Origin of the sequence: Niallia sp. FSL K6-0212 (genome assembly GCF_038007605.1) — a bacterium.
GTDB classification, from domain to species: Bacteria; Bacillota; Bacilli; order Bacillales; family Cytobacillaceae; genus Niallia; species Niallia circulans.
This window is the reverse complement of the sequence record NZ_JBBOXL010000001.1, coordinates 4,432,020-4,450,966: the sequence shown is the minus strand read 5'-3', so window position 1 is coordinate 4,450,966 and position 18,947 is coordinate 4,432,020. Positions and strand designations below refer to the sequence as shown.

Genomic DNA, 18,947 nt, shown 5'->3' with positions numbered 1-18,947 from the left:
GAGGGAAAAGATTTGGAAATTGTTCCAATTATAATTGCGGTTGTAGTTTTTCTCTTCTCTTCTGTTTTTGATAATAGTAAAAAAAAGCCGGCGCCCAAACCAAAAAGACCACAGGTGCCAAAACAAGTAAATGCAGAAGTGGAGAGAGAAAGACAAGTTATGACTGTCCCTGTAAAGTCTAAAAATGTGGTGCAGGTTGAAAAACCACTTTCTGAGCTGGAAAGGCTGCAAAGGGAAAATGCAAGTTTACAAAAGAAGATTAATATGATGGAAAAACAACGAAATCGAGTCGTTCAAGGACCAATTATAAATAAGAATCAACCTCTGGAAGAATCTGAAGGCTTATTTACAAAGGATAATATTGTTCAGGCGGTAGTGTTTTCGGAAGTATTAGCTTCGCCTCGTTCAAGAAATCCACATCGAGCTTCTATGCAACACAGCGTAACAAGCAGAAAATAAAAACATAGAGAGTTATTATCAAGCGTTATTTCTCTTTGGAGAAGTGATTTGCTAGATAATAGCTCTTTTTTTTGTATAAAAGGATATTTAAAGAAAATCTCCACGAATGCGTGTCGTAAAAGTTTTTCTTAGCATAATGTAGGACTCCGTGAATATGATGATAGTAAGTGTAAGAAAGCGTACTGTCTATACAGAGAATCTCATAAAAGAGAGGAAAGGGGGTTCTTTTTTTATGGCTAAAAAATGGGGACACAACTTGCGGAACTGGATGATAAAAAACTTAGAACTTCCTCAAGATGTCATGATGGACTTACCTAGAATTACAATGATTGGACAAATACATATTTATGTAGAGAACCACCGAGGGTTAATAACCTTTTCAGATAAAGAATTGCGATTGCTTTTAAAACAAGGGCAGCTGTTGATTAAAGGAAAAGGGTTTGTTATTAAGACAATTTTACCAGAGGAAATATTATTAGAAGGGAAAATAGATCAAGTTTTATACATAAATGAATGATTTGGGAGGAAATTATGAAAAATCATTGGATAGAATATTTAACAGGGATTATTACAGTGAAAGCAACAGGCAAAGGTTTAGAAAGGTTTTTAAATAAGTTATTAAAAAATGGTATGTCTGTTTGGAACGTAAAGAAGCACGGACCGCAAGCTGTAACCTTTCAGATTAGTCTAAAGAATATCCATTCTCTTCGTCATTTAGTTAGAGGAAGCGGTATAAAAATAGAGTTTCAGCGCCGAGCTGGAGCTCCGTTTCTATATAAAAGAATGTGGAAAAATAGCGGTTTTGTACTCGGATTATTCCTTTTTTTAGGACTAGTTCTCACTTTATCTAATATGGTCTGGGGAATAGAAATCAAGGGAGCAAATCCTGCGACTGAATATCAAATTCGTAAGCAGCTGGATAAGATGGACATAAAAATTGGTAAATCGCAGTTTTTTGCGAAGGAATTAGATGAAATTCAGGCAGAATTAACAAATAATATTGATGCGATTACATGGATTGGTGTGGAGTTAAAAGGGACAACTTATCATTTCCAGGTAGTTGAAAAAAACGAGCCGAAGAAAAAGAAAGAAGCGGGCCCGCAAAATTTAATAGCAACGAAGAAAGCGACAATTGTAACAGATTTTGTGGAATCTGGTACAAAACGCTATGCCATCAATGAAGTTGTGAGAAAGGGACAATTGTTAGTTGCAGGCCAAATAGGGAATGAAGATCGTGCGAAGAGTGTATCTGCTAAAGGGAAAGTATGGGGAGAAGTGTGGTATACGACAAAAGTGACTGTTCCTTTGGAAACAACTTTCCAAGTATTTAATGGAGCGGAAAAGCAAAAAATTTATATGAAGCTTGGTAAGTGGAGTATTCCTGTATGGGGATTTGGCAAAATAGAGTATAAGGAATATGAGGAAGAGGAGAATGAGTCAAACGTTAAGTTCTTTAAATGGGAATTGCCAATTAAGATTGTAAATAAAACATATCGGGAAAAAGAGATTGTAATAAGAGGATATAGTGAGAAGGATGCTATCGAGAAGGGGAAGGAGGATGCGAGAAAGGATATTATGAAACGAATTGGTGAAGATGGGAAAATTAAGGAGGAAAAAATTTTACAACAAGATATAAAGAATGGTAAAGTTAAATTAAATATAGCTTTTACAACAATAGAAAACATTGCGAAAGCACAACCTCTAACTCAAGGAGATACAGAATGACAGAAGATTTAAAAACGATGAATGTAAAGTTGAAAGATCCAAACGAAGCAATTGCTTTACTTGGTAATGGAGATAGCAATCTGCAAGTGCTTGAAAAAGAATTAGATTGTAACATCGTAACGAGAGGAGAAACGCTGCTTGTTTCTTCTGAGAATCCTGATTCAATAGAGCTCGTTGGGGATATTGTTGATAAACTTTTACAAGTAATCCGAAAGGGTGTTTCCATCAGTCAACGAGATGTGGTATATGCGATCTCACTGGCAAAGAAAGGTACGCTTGAATATTTTGGGTCACTATACGATGAAGAAATAGCGAAAACGATTAAAGGAAAATCAATTAGAGTAAAAACGATCGGCCAAAGTGAGTATATACGCACTATTAGAAGAAATGATCTAGTTTTTGGGATTGGGCCTGCAGGAACAGGTAAGACTTATTTAGCCGTTGTGATGGCGGTAAATGCTTTAAAGAGCGGGAAAGTAAATAGAATTATTTTAACAAGACCTGCAGTGGAAGCGGGGGAAAGTTTAGGTTTTTTGCCAGGGGATTTGAAAGAAAAAGTAGATCCGTATTTACGCCCGTTATATGATGCATTGCATGATGTGCTTGGTATGGAGCATACTGCTCGTTTGATTGAAAGAAATACGATTGAAGTAGCTCCACTTGCCTATATGCGCGGGAGAACACTGGATGATGCTTTTGTAATATTAGACGAAGCACAGAATACAACTCATGCCCAGATGAAAATGTTTTTAACAAGACTTGGTTTTGGATCCAAGATGGTGGTTACAGGGGATAAAACACAAATAGATCTGCCAAAGGGCGTGAAATCAGGATTAGTAGTTGCAGAACAAATTCTGCAAAACGTAAATGGGATCGGCTTTGTTCATTTAGAAGAAAGCGATGTAGTGAGACATCCATTAGTCGGAAAAATTATTCATGCATATGGAAAGCAAGTTATGTAAAAGAAAGAAGGACAATATCTTAAGTTTATTTGGGCTTAAGGATATTGTCCTTCTTTCTATATTGGATTGGATACGTTCCGGATACATGAAATATTCGAAAAAGGATGAAAACGATCGAAAAAACTGTTATCATTTTACATATCATCAGATTTTTTTGTTTTTAATTATTGGTGGTTTTACTGATCTATTGAGGAAAGTGACAAATGCTTGAAAATCAGCTTTCAGAAGGAGAATTTACATCTAGATAGGTTAAGGATTAAAAAATAGGTTTAAGATGATAGAATAAGCAACTGAACCTATTTTTTTGAAATAGGAGGTAAATATGAACGTTTGGCAGAGAATGCGTAATAATTTAATAAAACTAATGAATATTACCTTTTTTAAAATAATTCTCTTTATTTTACTTGGTGTCATTTTATTCTTTACACTCTATGGAAACGTAAAGCCGGAAAAATTAAATGTACAGTTATTTTCTGTAGCGGATCAGACTATTAGGTCACCCATAACAGTGGAAGATAAAGAGAGTACAGAGAAAAAGAAGGAAGAAGCAAAAAATCAAGTACAGGATGTCTATGTTGTTAATAAAGAAATTGCTCAGAATCGTGTAGATTTAATATCTTCTATATTTGATTCTGTAACAGAAGTAAATAACGAAGTAGAGAAACAAATGGAAGAAAAAAGAAAGAAAGCAGAAGAGGAAGATAAGAATAAACAATCAATAAAAGAGCCATCCGTTGACGAGAAGCTTGAATTACTAAAAGGCAAGCTGACAAATGAAGTAACGAATGAAATTATGGACCGCTCTTTAAAATCGCTTATTCCTTATTCGGAAGATCAGTTAGAAATCGCAAAAGATATTACGGTAACAGCTATACATACAGTAATGAATGGTAAGATTCCTTCAGATGAGGTGGAGAATGCCAAAAAAAGAGTGGAGGATATCTTAAAGGTAAACGATGGTTTAACTTCTGATTTAAAGAGTGCAAGTATCGATTTAGGAAGATTTGCAATCATTCAAAATGAGTTCTACGATCCTACTGCGACAGAAGAAATGCGTCAGCAAGCTGTTGATGGTGTGGAGCCAATAAGAGTACTTCAAGGCCAAGTTCTTGTGGAAGAAGGCCAACTGATAAGTAGAGAGATACATAGACAACTTGAACTTGTTGGATTATTAGATAGCGATAATTCCATTCAGCCATTTATCGGTTTAGGTTTAATCATCTTGACGATGCTAGCGGCACTTTATTTTTATACACTTAAAAGAACATCGAAAGAGAAGGAGAATAATATCCAGTTCTATTTAATGTTCTTTCTTATAATTAGTGTAACGATTGTATTAATGAAAACAATAAGCGCCTTCCAACAGTTTGAATACACAGAGATTGGCTATATATTTCCAGCTGCTATGGCGGTTATGTTAATTAAGATATTAATGGAAGAAAAATCTGCTTTATTAGTAACGATTATTCTTGCGGTTTGTGGAATGATTATGTTTAATGAAGGAGTTGCTGGAACTTTTAATGTAGGAATGGGTATATATATTATTGCAAGTGGTTTAGCCAGTATTTTATTTTTATATAAAAGAAATCAGCGGACCAATATTCTTTATGCAGGATTCTTTATTTCTTTTATAAATATTGTTACGATATTAGCGATTTTATATTTACAAAACGGACATTATGGTGCAAAAGAATATGGTGTATTCCTTTTACTGGCCGTTATTTCCGGAATAAGTTCAGCTGTTTTAACAATCGGTTTCTTGCCTTTCCTTGAAACCGGGTTTGGGGTGCTTTCTACCATTAAGTTAATTGAGCTCTCTAATCCTAACCATCCATTATTACGTAAAATCTTAACTGAGGCACCTGGTACGTATCATCATAGTGTGATGGTTGCTAATTTAGCGGAATCAGCATGTGAAGCGATTGGTGCCAATGGTTTATTGGCAAGAGTTGGTTGTTATTATCATGATATCGGGAAAACAAAAAGGCCGCATTTTTTTATTGAAAATCAAATGAATATGGGAAATCCACACGACCGTATTCCTCCCCAGGCCAGTAAAAATATCATTATTGCCCACGCAACAGATGGAGCTGAGTTATTAAGAAAATATAAATTACCGAAAGAAATCGTCGATATTGCTGAACAGCATCATGGAACCTCCCTCTTAAAATATTTTTATTTTAAGGCAAAGGAAAAAGGGGGAGAGGTAAAAGAAAGTGATTACCGCTACCCAGGCCCAAAAGCCCAAACGCGTGAGGTAGCAATTATAGGAATTGCGGATAGTGTAGAAGCTGCTGTAAGAAGTTTAAATGCACCAACCACCGAGCAAATTGACTCTTTAATTAAGAATATTATTTCTGACCGTTTGCAAGATGGACAATTGGATGAATGTGATTTAACATTAAAGGAATTAGATATTGTTCGAAATACATTAAGTGAAACGTTAAAAGGAATTTTTCATTCACGAATCGAATATCCAGAAATGAAAAAGTAAAGGAAGTCGAATATGAATTTAGAAATTGATTTTATTGATGAAACAGAAAAAGTGAAGGAAAGTGAGATTGCGAAAATCGAGAAACTTTTACAATTTGCGGCCGGTAAACTAAATCTCCAAGGAGAAATTGAGCTTTCCATTACCTTCGTTCATAATGAACAAATTCAACAAATAAATAAAGAATATAGAGAAAAGGATCAACCGACAGATGTTATTTCTTTTGCGCTGGAGGAATTAGGAGAAGGCGAATTGGAATTGGTTGGAGAGGGACTTCCTAGAATGTTAGGAGATATTGTCATTTCTATCGATAAAGCGGAGGAACAGGCTAATGATTATGGTCATTCTTATATGAGAGAACTTGGATTTTTATCTGTTCATGGCTTTTTGCACTTACTAGGATATGACCATATGACAGAAGAAGATGAAAAAGTGATGTTTACTCTTCAAAAGGATATTTTAGATGAGTTCGGATTACAAAGATAAAAGAATTCGAAAGAACAGTCAATTATCCTCCTTCCGTTTAGCGATATTGGGAATACTAACTGCTATTAAACAAGAAAGAAATGTAAAAATTCATTTGGTTATTACCATTCTTGTTATTGTATTGGGCCTTTTAAATGATTTGTCTAAACAGGAATGGATGTTAATTGCTTTTTGTATTGGATTAGTAATTAGCCTAGAACTGATAAATACGGCAATAGAACGTGTGGTGGATCTTGTTACTAGTGAATATCATCCATTGGCAAAAGAGGCAAAGGACATAGCTGCTGGTGCTGTTTTTGTCGCAGCAATTCTTTCGATTGTGATTGGCGGAATCATCTTTATCCCGAAAATCTGGAGCGCTATAATAGGTTAGAGAATAAAAGCTATCTGATAAAAATTAAATCTTCAACAAATAGTTATTTGTTGAAGATTTAATTTTTAAAAGGTAGTTTTTTATTTTTGGGTTTTCTACGTTCATTAATAACTCCCTACTTCTTTCTCTTTATTGTGCTTCCAAATTAGTATATAATTTTAAGACAGTACATTTAACATCATATTAAGTGTTACTGAAGTTTGAAAACGTTCCATTTATTCTTTAAAATAATGTGTAAGGCGAGAATAGGGCTTACTAAAAAGAGATACTCACTAAAATGAAAAATTATTTTAAAATAAATCTTAGCGCTAAAGGGGAAAGTATTTGGCTAAACAAGAACCTTTTCGGCTTGTGATATAGCCAAAAGTGAACTTGAAATAGCATGAAAAGCTGCTTAAAGAAAAGAGGGATTTGTATGAAAAAGGAACTTCTAATGGAAGAAGCAAAACTTGCACGTGATAAAGCGTATGTACCTTATTCAAAATTTAAGGTAGGAGCAGCTCTGCTTTCGGAAAAGGGTATCGTTTATCACGGTTGTAACATTGAAAACGCAGCGTACAGTATGACGAATTGTGCAGAACGAACGGCATTATTTAAAGCTGTGTCAGAAGGTGATACTACTTTCAAGAAGCTTGTTGTTGTGGCAGATACAGAGGGACCAGTTTCTCCATGTGGTGCTTGCAGACAAGTAATTTCTGAACTTTGTCCAAAAGACATGGAAGTAATATTAACGAATTTAAAAGGCGACGTACAAACATTAACTGTGGCAGAGTTATTGCCAGGAGCATTTTCACCGGAGGATTTAAATGAACATTAATAATCAAACAGAACACAAATCAGGATTTATCTCCATTATAGGAAGACCTAATGTTGGAAAATCAACCTTTTTGAACCGTGTAATAGGCCAAAAGATTGCGATTATGAGCGACAAGCCACAGACTACAAGAAATAAAGTTCAAGGTGTACTTACAACAGATGATGCACAGCTTATTTTCATTGATACACCTGGAATTCATAAACCGAAACATAGACTTGGCGATTTTATGATGAAGGTAGCGCAAAATACACTGAAAGAAGTGGATCTAATCCTTTTTATGGTTAACGCTGAAGAAGGCTTTGGTAAAGGGGAAGAATTCATTCTTGAGAAATTTCAGTCTGTAAAAACACCAATATTTTTAGTGATTAATAAAATTGATACGATTCACCCAGATCAATTATTTGCCATTATTGAATCATATAAAGAGAAGTATCCATTTAAAGAAATTGTCCCAATCTCTGCTCTAGAAGGAAATAATGTCGAAACATTATTAACACAAATCAAAAAGTATTTACCAGAAGGACCGCAATTTTATCCAGCTGATCAAGTGACAGACCATCCTGAACGCTTTATTGTTTCTGAGTTAATAAGGGAAAAAGCACTGCACCTAACAAGAGAGGAAATTCCTCACTCCCTTGCAGTAGTAATTGAAAAGATGGAGAGAAAATCAAACGATGTCATTAACGTAATGGCCACTATTATCGTTGAACGAGATTCTCAAAAAGGGATAATTATCGGTAAACAAGGTAGTATGCTGAAAGAAATCGGAAAAAGAGCAAGAACGGATATTGAAAATCTTCTAGGAAATAAAGTCTATTTGGAATTATGGGTGAAAGTACAAAAAGATTGGCGCAATAAAATGACACAATTGCGTGATTTTGGGTTTAGAGAAGACGAATATTAATAATTAGAACGGAACAGCTTTAAAGGCTGCCATAAGAAAAAATGGAATCCTGTTGTTCCCTTTATTGCAGCAATAGGAAAACGGATTAAACTAGAAGGCATTCGGTTATTTGAAAATTATACATGCAATCAATTAGCAATATTTTCGTCTCATGATTTTATAAAGACAGGCTATGATAAGATTAAGGTTGTAAACAGCTAGTTAAAAATCGAAAGGTGGGGTTTTACATGTTAGACTTTACCTGGAAAGTTTTTTCCCAAACAGGTAACATTGATACTTATCTACTCTTTAAAGAATTAGAAAAGCATAATCATGAAATACCAGGAATGCAAGAAGAGGAACTAGCGGAACTTGATTATCCCATTTCATAGTTACTGTCCTTATAGTAGGGGATGGTGAATGGTGATGCTCGAAAAGTGTGAAGGGATTGTAATTAGATCCATCGATTACGGTGAATCCAATAAAATAGTAACGTTGTATACAAGAGAATGGGGAAAGGTTGGGGTAATGGCTAGAGGTGCAAAAAAGCCAAACAGCAGGCTTTCTGCTGTAACCCAGCCTTTTGTCTATGGATATTTTCTCGTCCAGCGAAGTAGTGGATTAGGGCTTTTACAGCAAGGGGATATTATATCGAGTATGCGTTCATTGAAAGAAGATATTTTTCTTACTGCATACGCTAGCTATATAGTAGAGCTTACAGATAAATGTACGGATGAAAAAAAGCCAAATCCTTTTCATTTTGAATTATTATATCAAACGTTAAATTACATGAATGAAGAATACGATCCGGAAATATTAGTAAATATCTATGAACTAAAAATGTTAAACAGCTTAGGATTATATCCAATACTAGATCGCTGTGTTTTTTGCGGAGCGACAGAGGGGCATTTTTCTTTTTCTATCCGAGAAGGTGGATTAATCTGTCATCAATGCTTGGACAAGGACCCGTATCATTATAAAATCTCGCAGGCTACAGTAAAGCTGCTTCGGATTTTTTATTATATGGATATTTCCCGTCTAGGTAGTATCTCTGTCAAAGATTCAACTAAGAAAGAGCTAAGTATGATTATTGATGCTTATTATGAAGAGTATTCTGGGTTGTATTTGAAATCTAAAAAATTTATTCAATCAATGAAAAACTTAGGGGATTCCTTTACATAAAAGTAATTGAATGAAGAGTGAATCTTCTTCGAGAATAAATCAAAGCAAGGTTGACAACTAATATTTTTTTCGTTATTATTCATGTAAATAAGAGTGTTGCATTGAAAAGAAAGTAGTACTTAATTCACCTCATGAAAAGCGAGCTTGGGATAGTGGAAGCCAAGTTCATGAGCGTTAAGGAAGGCGTTCTTGGAGCAACTGCGTTTGAAAGTGGCTGTATCTTACAGCAAATAGGGTGGAACCGCGGGTTAACTCTCGTCCCTATGTCAAGAAATATTTGGCATAGGGACGAGAGTTTTTTGTGTTCCTTACGAGTACATACTCTACATAAATCTATGCTGAATATACGTTTTATAAATTCGGAGGTGTAGGAAAGCAATGAATATTCAAAACATGATTTTAACATTGCAAAAACATTGGTCTGACTATGGTTGTATCCTAATGCAGGCATATGATGTAGAAAAAGGTGCGGGGACGATGAGTCCTTATACTTTTTTAAGAGCGATTGGTCCTGAGCCGTGGAATGTGGCTTATGTAGAGCCATCTAGAAGACCGGCAGATGGAAGATATGGAGAAAATCCAAACCGTTTATATCAGCATCATCAATTTCAAGTAATCATGAAGCCTTCTCCTGACAATATTCAAGAATTATATTTAGATTCTCTAAGAGCACTAGGGATTAATCCGTTAGAGCATGATATTCGCTTTGTAGAGGATAACTGGGAAAATCCTTCTCTAGGCTGCGCAGGTCTTGGATGGGAAGTATGGCTTGATGGAATGGAAATTACTCAATTTACGTATTTTCAACAAGTTGGCGGTATTGAATGTAAGCCAGTATCGGTTGAAATAACATATGGAATTGAGCGATTGGCTTCCTATATTCAAGATAAAGAAAATGTTTTTGATTTAGAGTGGACAGATGGGTTCACAATCAAAGATATTTTTTATCAACCAGAATTTGAACATAGTAAATATACATTTGAAACGTCTGATACCGATATGCTGTTTAACCTATTCTCTATCTATGAAAAAGAGGCGCATAGACAAATGGACGAAGGGCTAGTACACCCTGCCTATGACTATGTATTAAAATGCTCTCACGTTTTCAACCTATTGGATGCTAAAGGGGCTATTTCTGTTACAGAAAGAACTGGATATATTGGAAGATGCAGAAATTTAGCACGTAAAGTGGCAAAAACTTTCTACGAAGAAAGAGAAAAATTAGGATTCCCAATTTTAAAAAGTAAGGAGGGAAAAAGTCATGAATAAAAGAGACTTATTATTGGAAATTGGTTTAGAAGAAATGCCAGCTCGTTTTATCTCTGCTAGTATCCAATCATTAAAAGAGAAAATGGAGGCTTGGCTTGCGGAGAAACAATTGGGTTATGCTTCTGTTCAGGCTTTTTCTTCCCCGCGCAGATTGGCCCTTCTTGTTACTGATTTAGATGAATCGCAGCAAGATATGGAAGAAGAAGCAAAAGGCCCTGCTAAACGTATTGCATTAAACGAAGCTGGTGAATGGTCTAAAGCAGCTGCGGGATTCACAAGAGGGCAAGGCTTAACAGTAGAAGACATCTATTTTAAAGAGATAAATGGTGTGGAATACGCTCATGTAAAAAAATTTATTAAAGGGAAACAGACAAGTGAATTATTATCAGAATTAAAAGAGTTAATTCTAAGCTTAACATTCCCGAAAAATATGCGTTGGGCCAATAATGAATTACGATATATTCGTCCAATTAAATGGCTTATTGCCTTATTTGGAGAAGAAATTATTCCATTCTCTATTACTAATGTAGAAACGTCTAATCAGTCACGTGGTCATCGTTTTTTAGGTGGGGAAATCGTCTTTCAAAACCCTTCTGATTATGAGAAGAAAATGTTGGCTCAATATGTGATGGTTAATGCAGCAGAACGAAAAGAAGCTATCGTTTCGCAAATAAAAAAATTAGAAGAAGAAAACAATTGGATTATTCCAATTGATGAAGATTTATTAGAGGAAGTTACTAATTTAGTTGAATACCCAACTGCTTTGTATGGTACTTTTGATGAGTCATATTTAGAGTTACCAACCGAAGTATTAATTACAAGCATGAAAGAACATCAACGCTATTTCCCAGTTAAGTCTAAGGAAGGAAAGTTGTTGCCTTATTTTGTAACTGTTCGGAACGGGGACCATCAACATCTTGACAAAGTTGCAAGGGGAAATGAGAAAGTATTAAGAGCTAGACTTGCTGATGCAGCGTTCTTCTACAAAGAAGATCAAAAGTTAGCGATAGACGATCTTCTAAAAAAACTAGAAGCAATCGTATATCATGAAGAAATTGGTACTTTAGCAGAAAAAGTAGCTCGTGTTCGCTTACTTGCTTCTAAGTTAGCCGACGAATTACAGTTAACTTCTGAAGAAAAACAAGATGTCGACAGAGCTGCGCAAATTGCTAAGTTTGACCTTGTAACAAATATGGTTTATGAATTCCCCGAGCTGCAAGGATTAATGGGAGAACGATATGCTATTCAAAAGGGAGAAAAGGCAACAGTAGCGAACGCTATTAATGAGCATTATATGCCGCGTCATGCAGATGATGAAACAGCACCAAGTAATGTGGGGGCAGTACTTGCGCTAGCAGAGAAACTGGATACAATTGTTTCGTTCTTTAGTATTGGATTAGTACCAACTGGTTCACAAGATCCTTACGCATTAAGAAGACAGGCAACTGGAATTGTTCAGACCCTAATAGATAAAAACTGGAATATTCCGATTGAGCAATTGGTTGAACTGGCGATACAGGCAATAGAGAATGCGTCAAAAGTTTCCGGGCAAGAATTAGTTGATTCAGTACTGTCATTCTTCAAATTACGTGTGAAATATATTTTACAAGAACAGGGCATCCGCTATGATATGATTGATGCAGTGTTGGCAGAAAAAATTGGTGGGGCTGCAAGTGTTTTAAGAAAGGCAAAAGTTCTTGAACTTCACAAAGATGATGCTAATTTCAAGGAAGGGATAGAAGCATTAAGTCGAATTATCAATATTTCTAATAAGGCAGTAACCGTTTCAGCGGTTGATTCTAGTTTGTTTGAAAATGAATATGAAAGTGATCTATATAATCGTTTTACAGCGGTTAAAGAAAAAATTAATACCAAAGTGGAAGAAAAAGAGTATTTTGAGTTATTGTTCTCGTTACAAGAAGCAATCTCTGCATATTTTGACCACACCATGGTAATGGCTGATAATGAGAAGATTAAAGAAAATCGCTTAAATCTAATGGCGGAAATTGCTGCATATATTAAAGGTTTCGCAAGTGTAAATGAAATAATTGTGAAGTAGTAACTAGATAGTTTAACAAAAAGCTAGGCAGGGGATTCCCCTACCTAGTTTCCTTTTGTTATGATTAGGCATAATGAATATGTACTTGAATGTTAAATATGGTTGTAGCAAAAGAGTTATCTTTAGATTCTTTTTCTTTTGATTCTGGCTATTTCGTATATAATAGTTAGTAGATATCGTTACCTAAATGAAGGTGGTGAATAGGAAATCGAACTGAATAAACGTCAAGAAAAAATTATTGAAATTGTAAAAGAAAATGGGCCGATAACGGGCGAGCATATTGCGGATAAATTAAACTTAACAAGAGCTACACTTCGACCAGATTTAGCGATATTAACAATGGCTGGATTTTTAGATGCAAGACCACGTGTAGGCTACTTCTATACAGGCAAGAACTCAGAGCGGCTAGTAATTGATAATATCCGTAATATCCTTGTGAAAGATTATTATTCACATCCAGTAGTTGTTCACGAGAATTCCTCTGTCTATGATGCCATTGTCATTATGTTCACAGAAGATGTTGGAACTATTTTTGTTATTGATGAAGCTTCCACATTAACTGGAGTTGTTTCCCGCAAAGATCTATTACGGGCAAGCATTGGTAAACAAGAGTTAAACTCTTTGCCTGTCGCGATTATTATGACAAGAATGCCGAATGTCACATATTGCTTTAAAGAAGAGATTTTAGTAGATGTTGGCTGCAAGTTAATGGATCACGAAATAGATGCACTTCCAGTTGTAGAAAAAAATGAAAATGGTCTTCTTGTAATCGGAAGAGTTTCGAAAACAAATATTACTAGAGCGTTTGTAGACTTGTCTAACAATCGTAAAGGAATTGTGGAGGAACATAATGACTGAAAGACAAATTATCTATGTTGTATCTGATTCAGTTGGTGAAACAGCTGAACTAGTAACAAAAGCAGCAATTAGCCAATTTTCTGGACATAACGTAAATGTATTAATTAAAAGATTCCCGTTTGTGGAAGATAAATCGAATATACATGAAGTAGTTATGCAAGCTAAAATGGAACATGGGATGATTGCTTATACGCTTGTTAAACCAGAAGTTCGCAATTATATGAGTGAATTGGCTCGCCAAGAAGGCGTATACGCCTGTGATATAATTGGTCCGATTATCGATCAATTCCAAGTTTTATGGGGAAAGACGCCTTTATATGAACCAGGGCTTGTCCGCAAACTTGATGAAGATTATTTTAAAAAAGTAGAAGCAATAGAATTTGCTGTGAAATATGATGATGGCAGGGATCCAAGAGGGTTAGAAAAGGCAGATATTATCTTAATTGGTGTATCACGAACATCCAAAACACCTTTATCGCAATTTTTGGCACATAAAAGAGTGAAAGTGGCAAATGTTCCAATCGTGCCAGAGGTTGATCCGCCAAAAGAACTTTTTCAAGTTCCAGCAAGTAAGTGCTTTGGCTTAAAAATAAGCCCGACGAAATTAAACAATATTAGAAAAGAGCGCCTTATTTCTCTGGGTTTAAGTGATCAAGCAAGCTATGCGCAAATTGAAAGAATAAAAGAAGAATTAACCTATTTTGATGATATCGTAAATCGCATCGGCTGCCCGGTTATCGATGTTACGAATAAAGCAGTGGAAGAAACAGCAAATATTATACACAATTTATATTATCGCTCCAAGTATAATGCAGATAATTAGTTTTTTCTTATAAAAATAAGTGGTAAAGACTTGGTTCTCCAAAGTAGAATCAAGTTTTTCATTATGGCTGTTTTATACTTATTATCCAACAGAGAAGTTCCTTATATTTTATTTTTTGTTCAAGTATGATCTAAAAGGAATAATCATAGATAAAAAAAGATGGAATTTCAAGCTGATTTATACTATAATAAAAAATTGTGATAAAAAAGTATCATGTTTTAGGTTTAGACTTGGCTTATTACGAATAAACTATTTATTGTGAGAAGTCAAGGGAAGGGATAAAAAAATTTTCGACATTACTTCTTTCGTGAAAAAATAATTTAGGAAGAAGGAATATGTGGAGTGATGTAGAATTAATAGTACATTAGGAAAACACATGATTTATGTTGATGCTGATTCCTGTCCTGTAAAAGAAGATATTGTCGAAATAGCTTCTTATTATCATTATGAATTGCAGTTCGTTGCTTCCTACGCCCATATGAAGCGGGAGAATGACGGACAAAAATGGAAATATGTGGATAGTGATAAAGAAGCTGTTGATTTATTTATTATGAATGCTACCAAGAAACAGGATATTGTCGTGACTCAAGATATTGGCTTGGCCTCCACTTTATTGCTAAAGCAAGTTACTGTTCTTTCACCTAGAGGAGTAATCTATGAGGAAGAAACGATAAATACTGCATTAGATATGCGTTATTTATCTGCTAAAGCAAGGCGAAAAGGGGTATATGGAAAAGGGCCTAAACCATTTACAGAGGAGGATCGACAAAAATTTAGAAGAAATTTTATAAGGATTTTGTCGAAAAATGAAGGAGATTCGACTGGACACGTCGAATAATTCATTAAAGTAGGCAATAAGTAGGGAGATGTGTTAGAAAATGGTGGCGCGCATTCCTGAAGAAAAACTTAATGAAATTAAACAGGCAACTGATATTGTAGAGATCATTGGAGAACATGTATCCCTTACAAGACAAGGGCGCAATTTCATCGGTCTTTGTCCTTTTCACGGCGAAAAAACACCTTCTTTTACTGTATCGCCAGATAAGCAGATATTCCATTGCTTTGGCTGTCATGCAGGTGGAAATGTATTTACCTTTCTAATGGATTTAGAAGGCACTTCTTTTGTAGAAGTAGCTACAAGTCTTGCAGACAGAGCAAGCATTGATTTAGGAATTGAAATCAATGAATTGGAAAAAAAACCAGCTATCCCCAATGATTTACAGCAAATGATTGATGCACATGAATTATTATCTAAATTCTACCATCATTTGCTCGTAAATACAAAGGATGGTCAGCACGCATTGGAATATTTAACTAATAGGGGCTTTACATTACCTATTATTGAAAAGTTCCAAATAGGCTATACATTAAACTCTTGGGATTTAGCTGTGAAGTTTTTAGGGAAACGTAAATTCGATGTTTCACTACTAGAAAAAGCTGGTTTGATTGTAAAAAGTGAGAGGGATGAAAAATATTTTGATCGTTTCCGCGATCGAATCATCTTCCCAATCAGTGATCGAAATGGTAACACAATTGCGTTTTCGGGACGTGCATTAGGGGATATTAATCCCAAATATCTTAACAGTCCCGAAACACCAATTTTTAATAAAAGCAATACACTTTACAATTTTCATAAAGCAAGGCCGATTATAAGGAAGCTACAACAAGCTGTTTTATTTGAAGGGTTTGCAGATGTTATAGCTGCTAATAGAGCGGGAGTGGAAAATAGTGTTGCGACAATGGGTACGTCCTTAACGGAAGAGCATATCGCAATTCTAAAAAGAAACGCGCGAAATATAACGATTTGTTATGATTCTGATTCAGCAGGGATAGAAGCGGCCTTTCGTGCAGGACAGCTTCTTACTAAGGCTAATTGTGTTGTTAAAGTAGTAATGTTACCAGATGGAATGGACCCTGATGATTATGTGAACAAATTTGGGGAAGATAAACTACAGCAGGAAATTCTTCATGGAAGTATTCCTTTTATGGGATTTAAAATGCTGTACTATCGAAGAGGGAAAAATCTTCAAAATGAAGGAGATAAACTCGCCTATATAGAAGAAGTAATAGGAGAAATTGCTAAACTGGATAAGGCGGTTGAAAAAGACCTCTATTTAAGACAACTGGCGGATGAATTTTCGCTATCTTTAGAGGCATTAAAGCAGCAGGAAATGCAGATGGAACAATCAAGTCCAAATGAATATGTTGATGAAAAAACGGTTGTTCCTGTAAAACAATATACAGTAAAAAAAAGAGCAGCCGGATTATTACCCGCATATCATACTGCAGAAAAAAGACTGCTTGCACATATGTTTAAAAGTGAGGATATTGCATACAAAGTGCAAAGCTCATTACAGGGAAGAGCATTTAATATTGATGAACATCAAGCAATTTTTACTTATCTCCTTGCTTTTTATGAAAAGGGTCTAGGCACTGATACAAGTTCATTTATGAATTTTATTGATGATCCAGATTTGCAGCGGATTGTAGCCGAGATCGAAATGATGGAAGTGAATGAAGAGGTAAGTGAATTAGAAATTAGTGATTATATGAAACAAGTTACTAATTATGAAAAACTGCTTGAAATAAAGGAAAAAAAACAAATGCTTAAAGAAGCAGAACGTCAAAATGACTATATAAAAGCTGCACAAATTGGCATGGAAGTTCTATTATTAGAAAAAACGTTAAAATAGGTATATTATTGTCTTGATTTTTTGGAAGGAGGGGGACATATGGCTGAAAAGTCTGCCCGTTCAAAAGAGATTGAAACGGAACTAACCCTTGATCAGGTAAAGGAACAATTAACAGAAGTAGGTAAGAAAACAGGTGTGCTCGCATATGATGATATTGCGGAGAAATTATCTAGTTTTGAATTAGATTCACACCAGATGGATGAGTTTTACGAATTTTTAGGTGATCAGGGAGTCGAATTAATTGGTGATGGAGAAGAAGAAGCTCCAAATGTCCAAGAACTCGCTAAAGGGGAGGAAGAATTCGATTTAAATGACTTAAGTGTTCCCCCAGGTGTAAAAATAAATGATCCAGTTCGTATGTATTTGAAAGAAATCGGAAGAGTTGATTTGCTTTCAGCAGAAGAAGAAATAAACCTAGCAAAACGTATTTTACAAGGTGACGAAGAAGCAAAACGTCGTTTAGCAGAAGCTAATTTACGTTTAGTTGTAAGTATTGCCAAACGCTATGTTGGCCGTGGAATGCAATTCCTTGATTTAATCCAAGAAGGTAACATGGGCTTAATTAAAGCTGTTGAAAAATTTGATTATGAAAAAGGATTTAAATTTAGTACGTATGCAACATGGTGGATTCGTCAAGCAATTACGCGTGCAATTGCCGACCAGGCAAGAACAATCCGTATTCCTGTTCATATGGTGGAAACCATTAATAAATTGATACGTGTTCAACGTCAATTACTACAGGATCTTGGCCGCGAACCATCTCCAGAAGAAATTGGAGAAGATATGGATTTATCACCAGATAAGGTAAGAGAGATATTAAAAATTGCTCAAGAGCCAGTTTCCTTAGAAACACCGATTGGTGAAGAAGACGATTCCCATTTAGGCGATTTTATTGAGGACCAAGATGCTACTTCTCCTTCAGAGCATGCTGCATATGAATTGCTTAAAGAGCAATTAGAAGATGTATTAGATACACTAACAGATAGAGAAGAAAATGTGTTAAGATTGCGTTTTGGACTAGACGATGGTCGTACACGTACACTAGAAGAAGTTGGTAAAGTATTTGGTGTTACACGTGAGCGTATTCGTCAAATTGAAGCAAAAGCATTAAGAAAGTTAAGACACCCAAGCAGAAGCAAACGATTAAAAGATTTCTTAGAATAAGTTGCCAAAGGTTTAAGTGGTCTTCAAGTACGATCCTATAAAGAAATAGTTTACTTCCTGTAAGAAGTGGCTATTTCTTTTTTTTAAGGTTTTATTTTTTCTTGGTTTACTTAATTTAAACTACAGGAAGTGATACTTAAAAATGCAAGATCAGCGAAAAACGATTATTGTTAAGGAAATCGCTTATTGGAAAGAAAATAAAATGCTTCCAGAACATTATTGTGATTATTTACTTACCCTATATACTGAAGGTAATGGGGTAGAGGAAAATACAATTAGTAAAAAAAGAAGGGGTTTCTTGCTTTCTTCTTTACTATTTTTTTCTTTCATCCCAATAACTATATTTTTATTATATTTTACTGAATTGTCTTTTATTTTGCAAATGGCTATTTCACTAATTTTTCTGATTTTTTGTTTTGTCGGTATTTTTTTGTATAATAAAAAACAGTTAAATGTAGATATCCCAGCCACTGTTGCTGCTATTATTTTTCTTTTATTCAGTGTAGCATTTGTTTTATACTTTTTTGTAAATGAAATAATATTTTTATATATCATTTTATTTCTTAATTGTTTATTTTGGTATATATGCGGTAAAAGGTATAAACTGCTATATTTTACGATTTCTGCTTATATTGGAGCCTTTTTATTAGTCATACTTGTTGTATCCAAGTATATGTTTAACTAGAACTTGAAATGTGGGGGA

The 18,947-nt window shown here is 35.0% G+C and carries 19 protein-coding genes; all 19 read left to right on the top strand.

The genetic code is table 11. The features are described 5' to 3' along the window. Nucleotides 1-12 precede the first annotated feature (12 nt). The 19 genes from MHH96_RS21505 to MHH96_RS21415 all read left to right on the top strand — a co-directional run bounded on the left by MHH96_RS21505 (nucleotide 13) and on the right by MHH96_RS21415 (nucleotide 18,929). Nucleotides 13-459 carry a hypothetical protein gene (locus tag MHH96_RS21505; protein WP_144546673.1) on the top strand — a complete coding sequence of 149 codons (447 nt, stop codon included), beginning with the start codon at nucleotides 13-15 and terminating at the stop codon, nucleotides 457-459. Nucleotides 460-691: 232 nt separating this feature from the next. Further along, a complete protein-coding gene (yqfC, locus tag MHH96_RS21500) occupies nucleotides 692-976 on the top strand; it encodes a sporulation protein YqfC (RefSeq protein WP_016202973.1) in 285 nt (94 codons plus the stop codon). Between the two features lie 14 nt (nucleotides 977-990). Continuing rightward, nucleotides 991-2,184 carry a sporulation protein YqfD gene (gene yqfD / locus MHH96_RS21495; RefSeq protein ID WP_144546671.1) on the top strand — a complete coding sequence of 398 codons (1,194 nt, stop codon included), beginning with the start codon at nucleotides 991-993 and terminating at the stop codon, nucleotides 2,182-2,184. Beyond that, nucleotides 2,181-3,146: a PhoH family protein gene (locus tag MHH96_RS21490; protein ID WP_047941296.1), complete on the top strand. Its 966-nt coding sequence runs from the start codon at nucleotides 2,181-2,183 to the stop codon at nucleotides 3,144-3,146. The genes yqfD and MHH96_RS21490 overlap by 4 nt, the downstream gene beginning before the upstream one ends. Before the next feature lie 322 nt (nucleotides 3,147-3,468). Continuing rightward, nucleotides 3,469-5,640, top strand: a complete 2,172-nt coding sequence (locus MHH96_RS21485) for an HD family phosphohydrolase (RefSeq protein WP_047941294.1) — start codon at nucleotides 3,469-3,471, stop codon at nucleotides 5,638-5,640. Between the two features lie 12 nt (nucleotides 5,641-5,652). Further along, nucleotides 5,653-6,123, top strand: a complete 471-nt coding sequence (gene ybeY / locus MHH96_RS21480) for an rRNA maturation RNase YbeY (protein ID WP_047941293.1) — start codon at nucleotides 5,653-5,655, stop codon at nucleotides 6,121-6,123. Then, on the top strand, nucleotides 6,101-6,496 hold the full coding sequence (locus MHH96_RS21475) for a diacylglycerol kinase family protein (RefSeq protein ID WP_047941292.1): 396 nt from the start codon (nucleotides 6,101-6,103) through the stop codon (nucleotides 6,494-6,496). The genes ybeY and MHH96_RS21475 overlap by 23 nt, the downstream gene beginning before the upstream one ends. Nucleotides 6,497-6,911: 415 nt before the next feature. Further along, nucleotides 6,912-7,313 carry a cytidine deaminase gene (locus tag MHH96_RS21470; RefSeq protein WP_047941291.1) on the top strand — a complete coding sequence of 134 codons (402 nt, stop codon included), beginning with the start codon at nucleotides 6,912-6,914 and terminating at the stop codon, nucleotides 7,311-7,313. Further along, nucleotides 7,303-8,217: a GTPase Era gene (era, locus tag MHH96_RS21465; RefSeq protein ID WP_217279781.1), complete on the top strand. Its 915-nt coding sequence runs from the start codon at nucleotides 7,303-7,305 to the stop codon at nucleotides 8,215-8,217. The genes MHH96_RS21470 and era overlap by 11 nt, the downstream gene beginning before the upstream one ends. A gap of 227 nt (nucleotides 8,218-8,444) precedes the next feature. Continuing rightward, a complete protein-coding gene (locus MHH96_RS21460) occupies nucleotides 8,445-8,588 on the top strand; it encodes a YqzL family protein (protein ID WP_082138270.1) in 144 nt (47 codons plus the stop codon). Nucleotides 8,589-8,622: 34 nt separating this feature from the next. Then, nucleotides 8,623-9,378 carry a DNA repair protein RecO gene (recO, locus tag MHH96_RS21455; protein WP_047941379.1) on the top strand — a complete coding sequence of 252 codons (756 nt, stop codon included), beginning with the start codon at nucleotides 8,623-8,625 and terminating at the stop codon, nucleotides 9,376-9,378. Between the two features lie 378 nt (nucleotides 9,379-9,756). Next, nucleotides 9,757-10,647 (top strand): glycine--tRNA ligase subunit alpha, encoded by an 891-nt coding sequence (gene glyQ, locus MHH96_RS21450; RefSeq protein ID WP_047941289.1) that lies wholly within the window; start codon nucleotides 9,757-9,759, stop codon nucleotides 10,645-10,647. Continuing rightward, entirely contained in the window at nucleotides 10,640-12,706 is a 2,067-nt protein-coding gene (gene glyS, locus MHH96_RS21445) for a glycine--tRNA ligase subunit beta (RefSeq protein ID WP_144546669.1), read from the top strand. The genes glyQ and glyS overlap by 8 nt, the downstream gene beginning before the upstream one ends. Before the next feature lie 207 nt (nucleotides 12,707-12,913). Beyond that, nucleotides 12,914-13,564 (top strand): helix-turn-helix transcriptional regulator, encoded by a 651-nt coding sequence (locus tag MHH96_RS21440; protein WP_047941287.1) that lies wholly within the window; start codon nucleotides 12,914-12,916, stop codon nucleotides 13,562-13,564. Beyond that, nucleotides 13,557-14,387 (top strand): pyruvate, water dikinase regulatory protein, encoded by an 831-nt coding sequence (locus tag MHH96_RS21435; RefSeq protein WP_047941286.1) that lies wholly within the window; start codon nucleotides 13,557-13,559, stop codon nucleotides 14,385-14,387. Before MHH96_RS21440 ends, MHH96_RS21435 begins: the two co-directional genes overlap by 8 nt. Nucleotides 14,388-14,763: 376 nt before the next feature. Further along, nucleotides 14,764-15,225 (top strand): YaiI/YqxD family protein, encoded by a 462-nt coding sequence (locus MHH96_RS21430; protein WP_082138269.1) that lies wholly within the window; start codon nucleotides 14,764-14,766, stop codon nucleotides 15,223-15,225. A gap of 40 nt (nucleotides 15,226-15,265) precedes the next feature. Then, a complete protein-coding gene (gene dnaG, locus MHH96_RS21425) occupies nucleotides 15,266-17,080 on the top strand; it encodes a DNA primase (RefSeq protein ID WP_144545167.1) in 1,815 nt (604 codons plus the stop codon). Between the two features lie 39 nt (nucleotides 17,081-17,119). Then, nucleotides 17,120-18,244 (top strand): RNA polymerase sigma factor RpoD, encoded by a 1,125-nt coding sequence (gene rpoD, locus MHH96_RS21420; protein WP_047941284.1) that lies wholly within the window; start codon nucleotides 17,120-17,122, stop codon nucleotides 18,242-18,244. 142 nt (nucleotides 18,245-18,386) lie between these two features. Beyond that, on the top strand, nucleotides 18,387-18,929 hold the full coding sequence (locus MHH96_RS21415; protein WP_341117989.1) for a hypothetical protein: 543 nt from the start codon (nucleotides 18,387-18,389) through the stop codon (nucleotides 18,927-18,929). Nucleotides 18,930-18,947 lie beyond the last annotated feature (18 nt).

Coding starts and splice junctions, on each gene's coding strand:
- glyS (WP_144546669.1), top strand. CDS start 10,640: ATGAATAAAAGAGACTTATTATTGGAAATTGGTTTAGAAGAAATGCCA.
- MHH96_RS21470 (WP_047941291.1), top strand. CDS start 6,912: ATGAAAAAGGAACTTCTAATGGAAGAAGCAAAACTTGCACGTGATAAA.
- ybeY (WP_047941293.1), top strand. CDS start 5,653: ATGAATTTAGAAATTGATTTTATTGATGAAACAGAAAAAGTGAAGGAA.
- MHH96_RS21460 (WP_082138270.1), top strand. CDS start 8,445: ATGTTAGACTTTACCTGGAAAGTTTTTTCCCAAACAGGTAACATTGAT.
- MHH96_RS21430 (WP_082138269.1), top strand. CDS start 14,764: ATGATTTATGTTGATGCTGATTCCTGTCCTGTAAAAGAAGATATTGTC.
- MHH96_RS21490 (WP_047941296.1), top strand. CDS start 2,181: ATGACAGAAGATTTAAAAACGATGAATGTAAAGTTGAAAGATCCAAAC.
- recO (WP_047941379.1), top strand. CDS start 8,623: ATGCTCGAAAAGTGTGAAGGGATTGTAATTAGATCCATCGATTACGGT.
- MHH96_RS21475 (WP_047941292.1), top strand. CDS start 6,101: ATGAGTTCGGATTACAAAGATAAAAGAATTCGAAAGAACAGTCAATTA.
- yqfC (WP_016202973.1), top strand. CDS start 692: ATGGCTAAAAAATGGGGACACAACTTGCGGAACTGGATGATAAAAAAC.
- dnaG (WP_144545167.1), top strand. CDS start 15,266: ATGGTGGCGCGCATTCCTGAAGAAAAACTTAATGAAATTAAACAGGCA.
- yqfD (WP_144546671.1), top strand. CDS start 991: ATGAAAAATCATTGGATAGAATATTTAACAGGGATTATTACAGTGAAA.
- MHH96_RS21485 (WP_047941294.1), top strand. CDS start 3,469: ATGAACGTTTGGCAGAGAATGCGTAATAATTTAATAAAACTAATGAAT.
- MHH96_RS21435 (WP_047941286.1), top strand. CDS start 13,557: ATGACTGAAAGACAAATTATCTATGTTGTATCTGATTCAGTTGGTGAA.
- rpoD (WP_047941284.1), top strand. CDS start 17,120: ATGGCTGAAAAGTCTGCCCGTTCAAAAGAGATTGAAACGGAACTAACC.
- glyQ (WP_047941289.1), top strand. CDS start 9,757: ATGAATATTCAAAACATGATTTTAACATTGCAAAAACATTGGTCTGAC.
- era (WP_217279781.1), top strand. CDS start 7,303: ATGAACATTAATAATCAAACAGAACACAAATCAGGATTTATCTCCATT.
- MHH96_RS21415 (WP_341117989.1), top strand. CDS start 18,387: ATGCAAGATCAGCGAAAAACGATTATTGTTAAGGAAATCGCTTATTGG.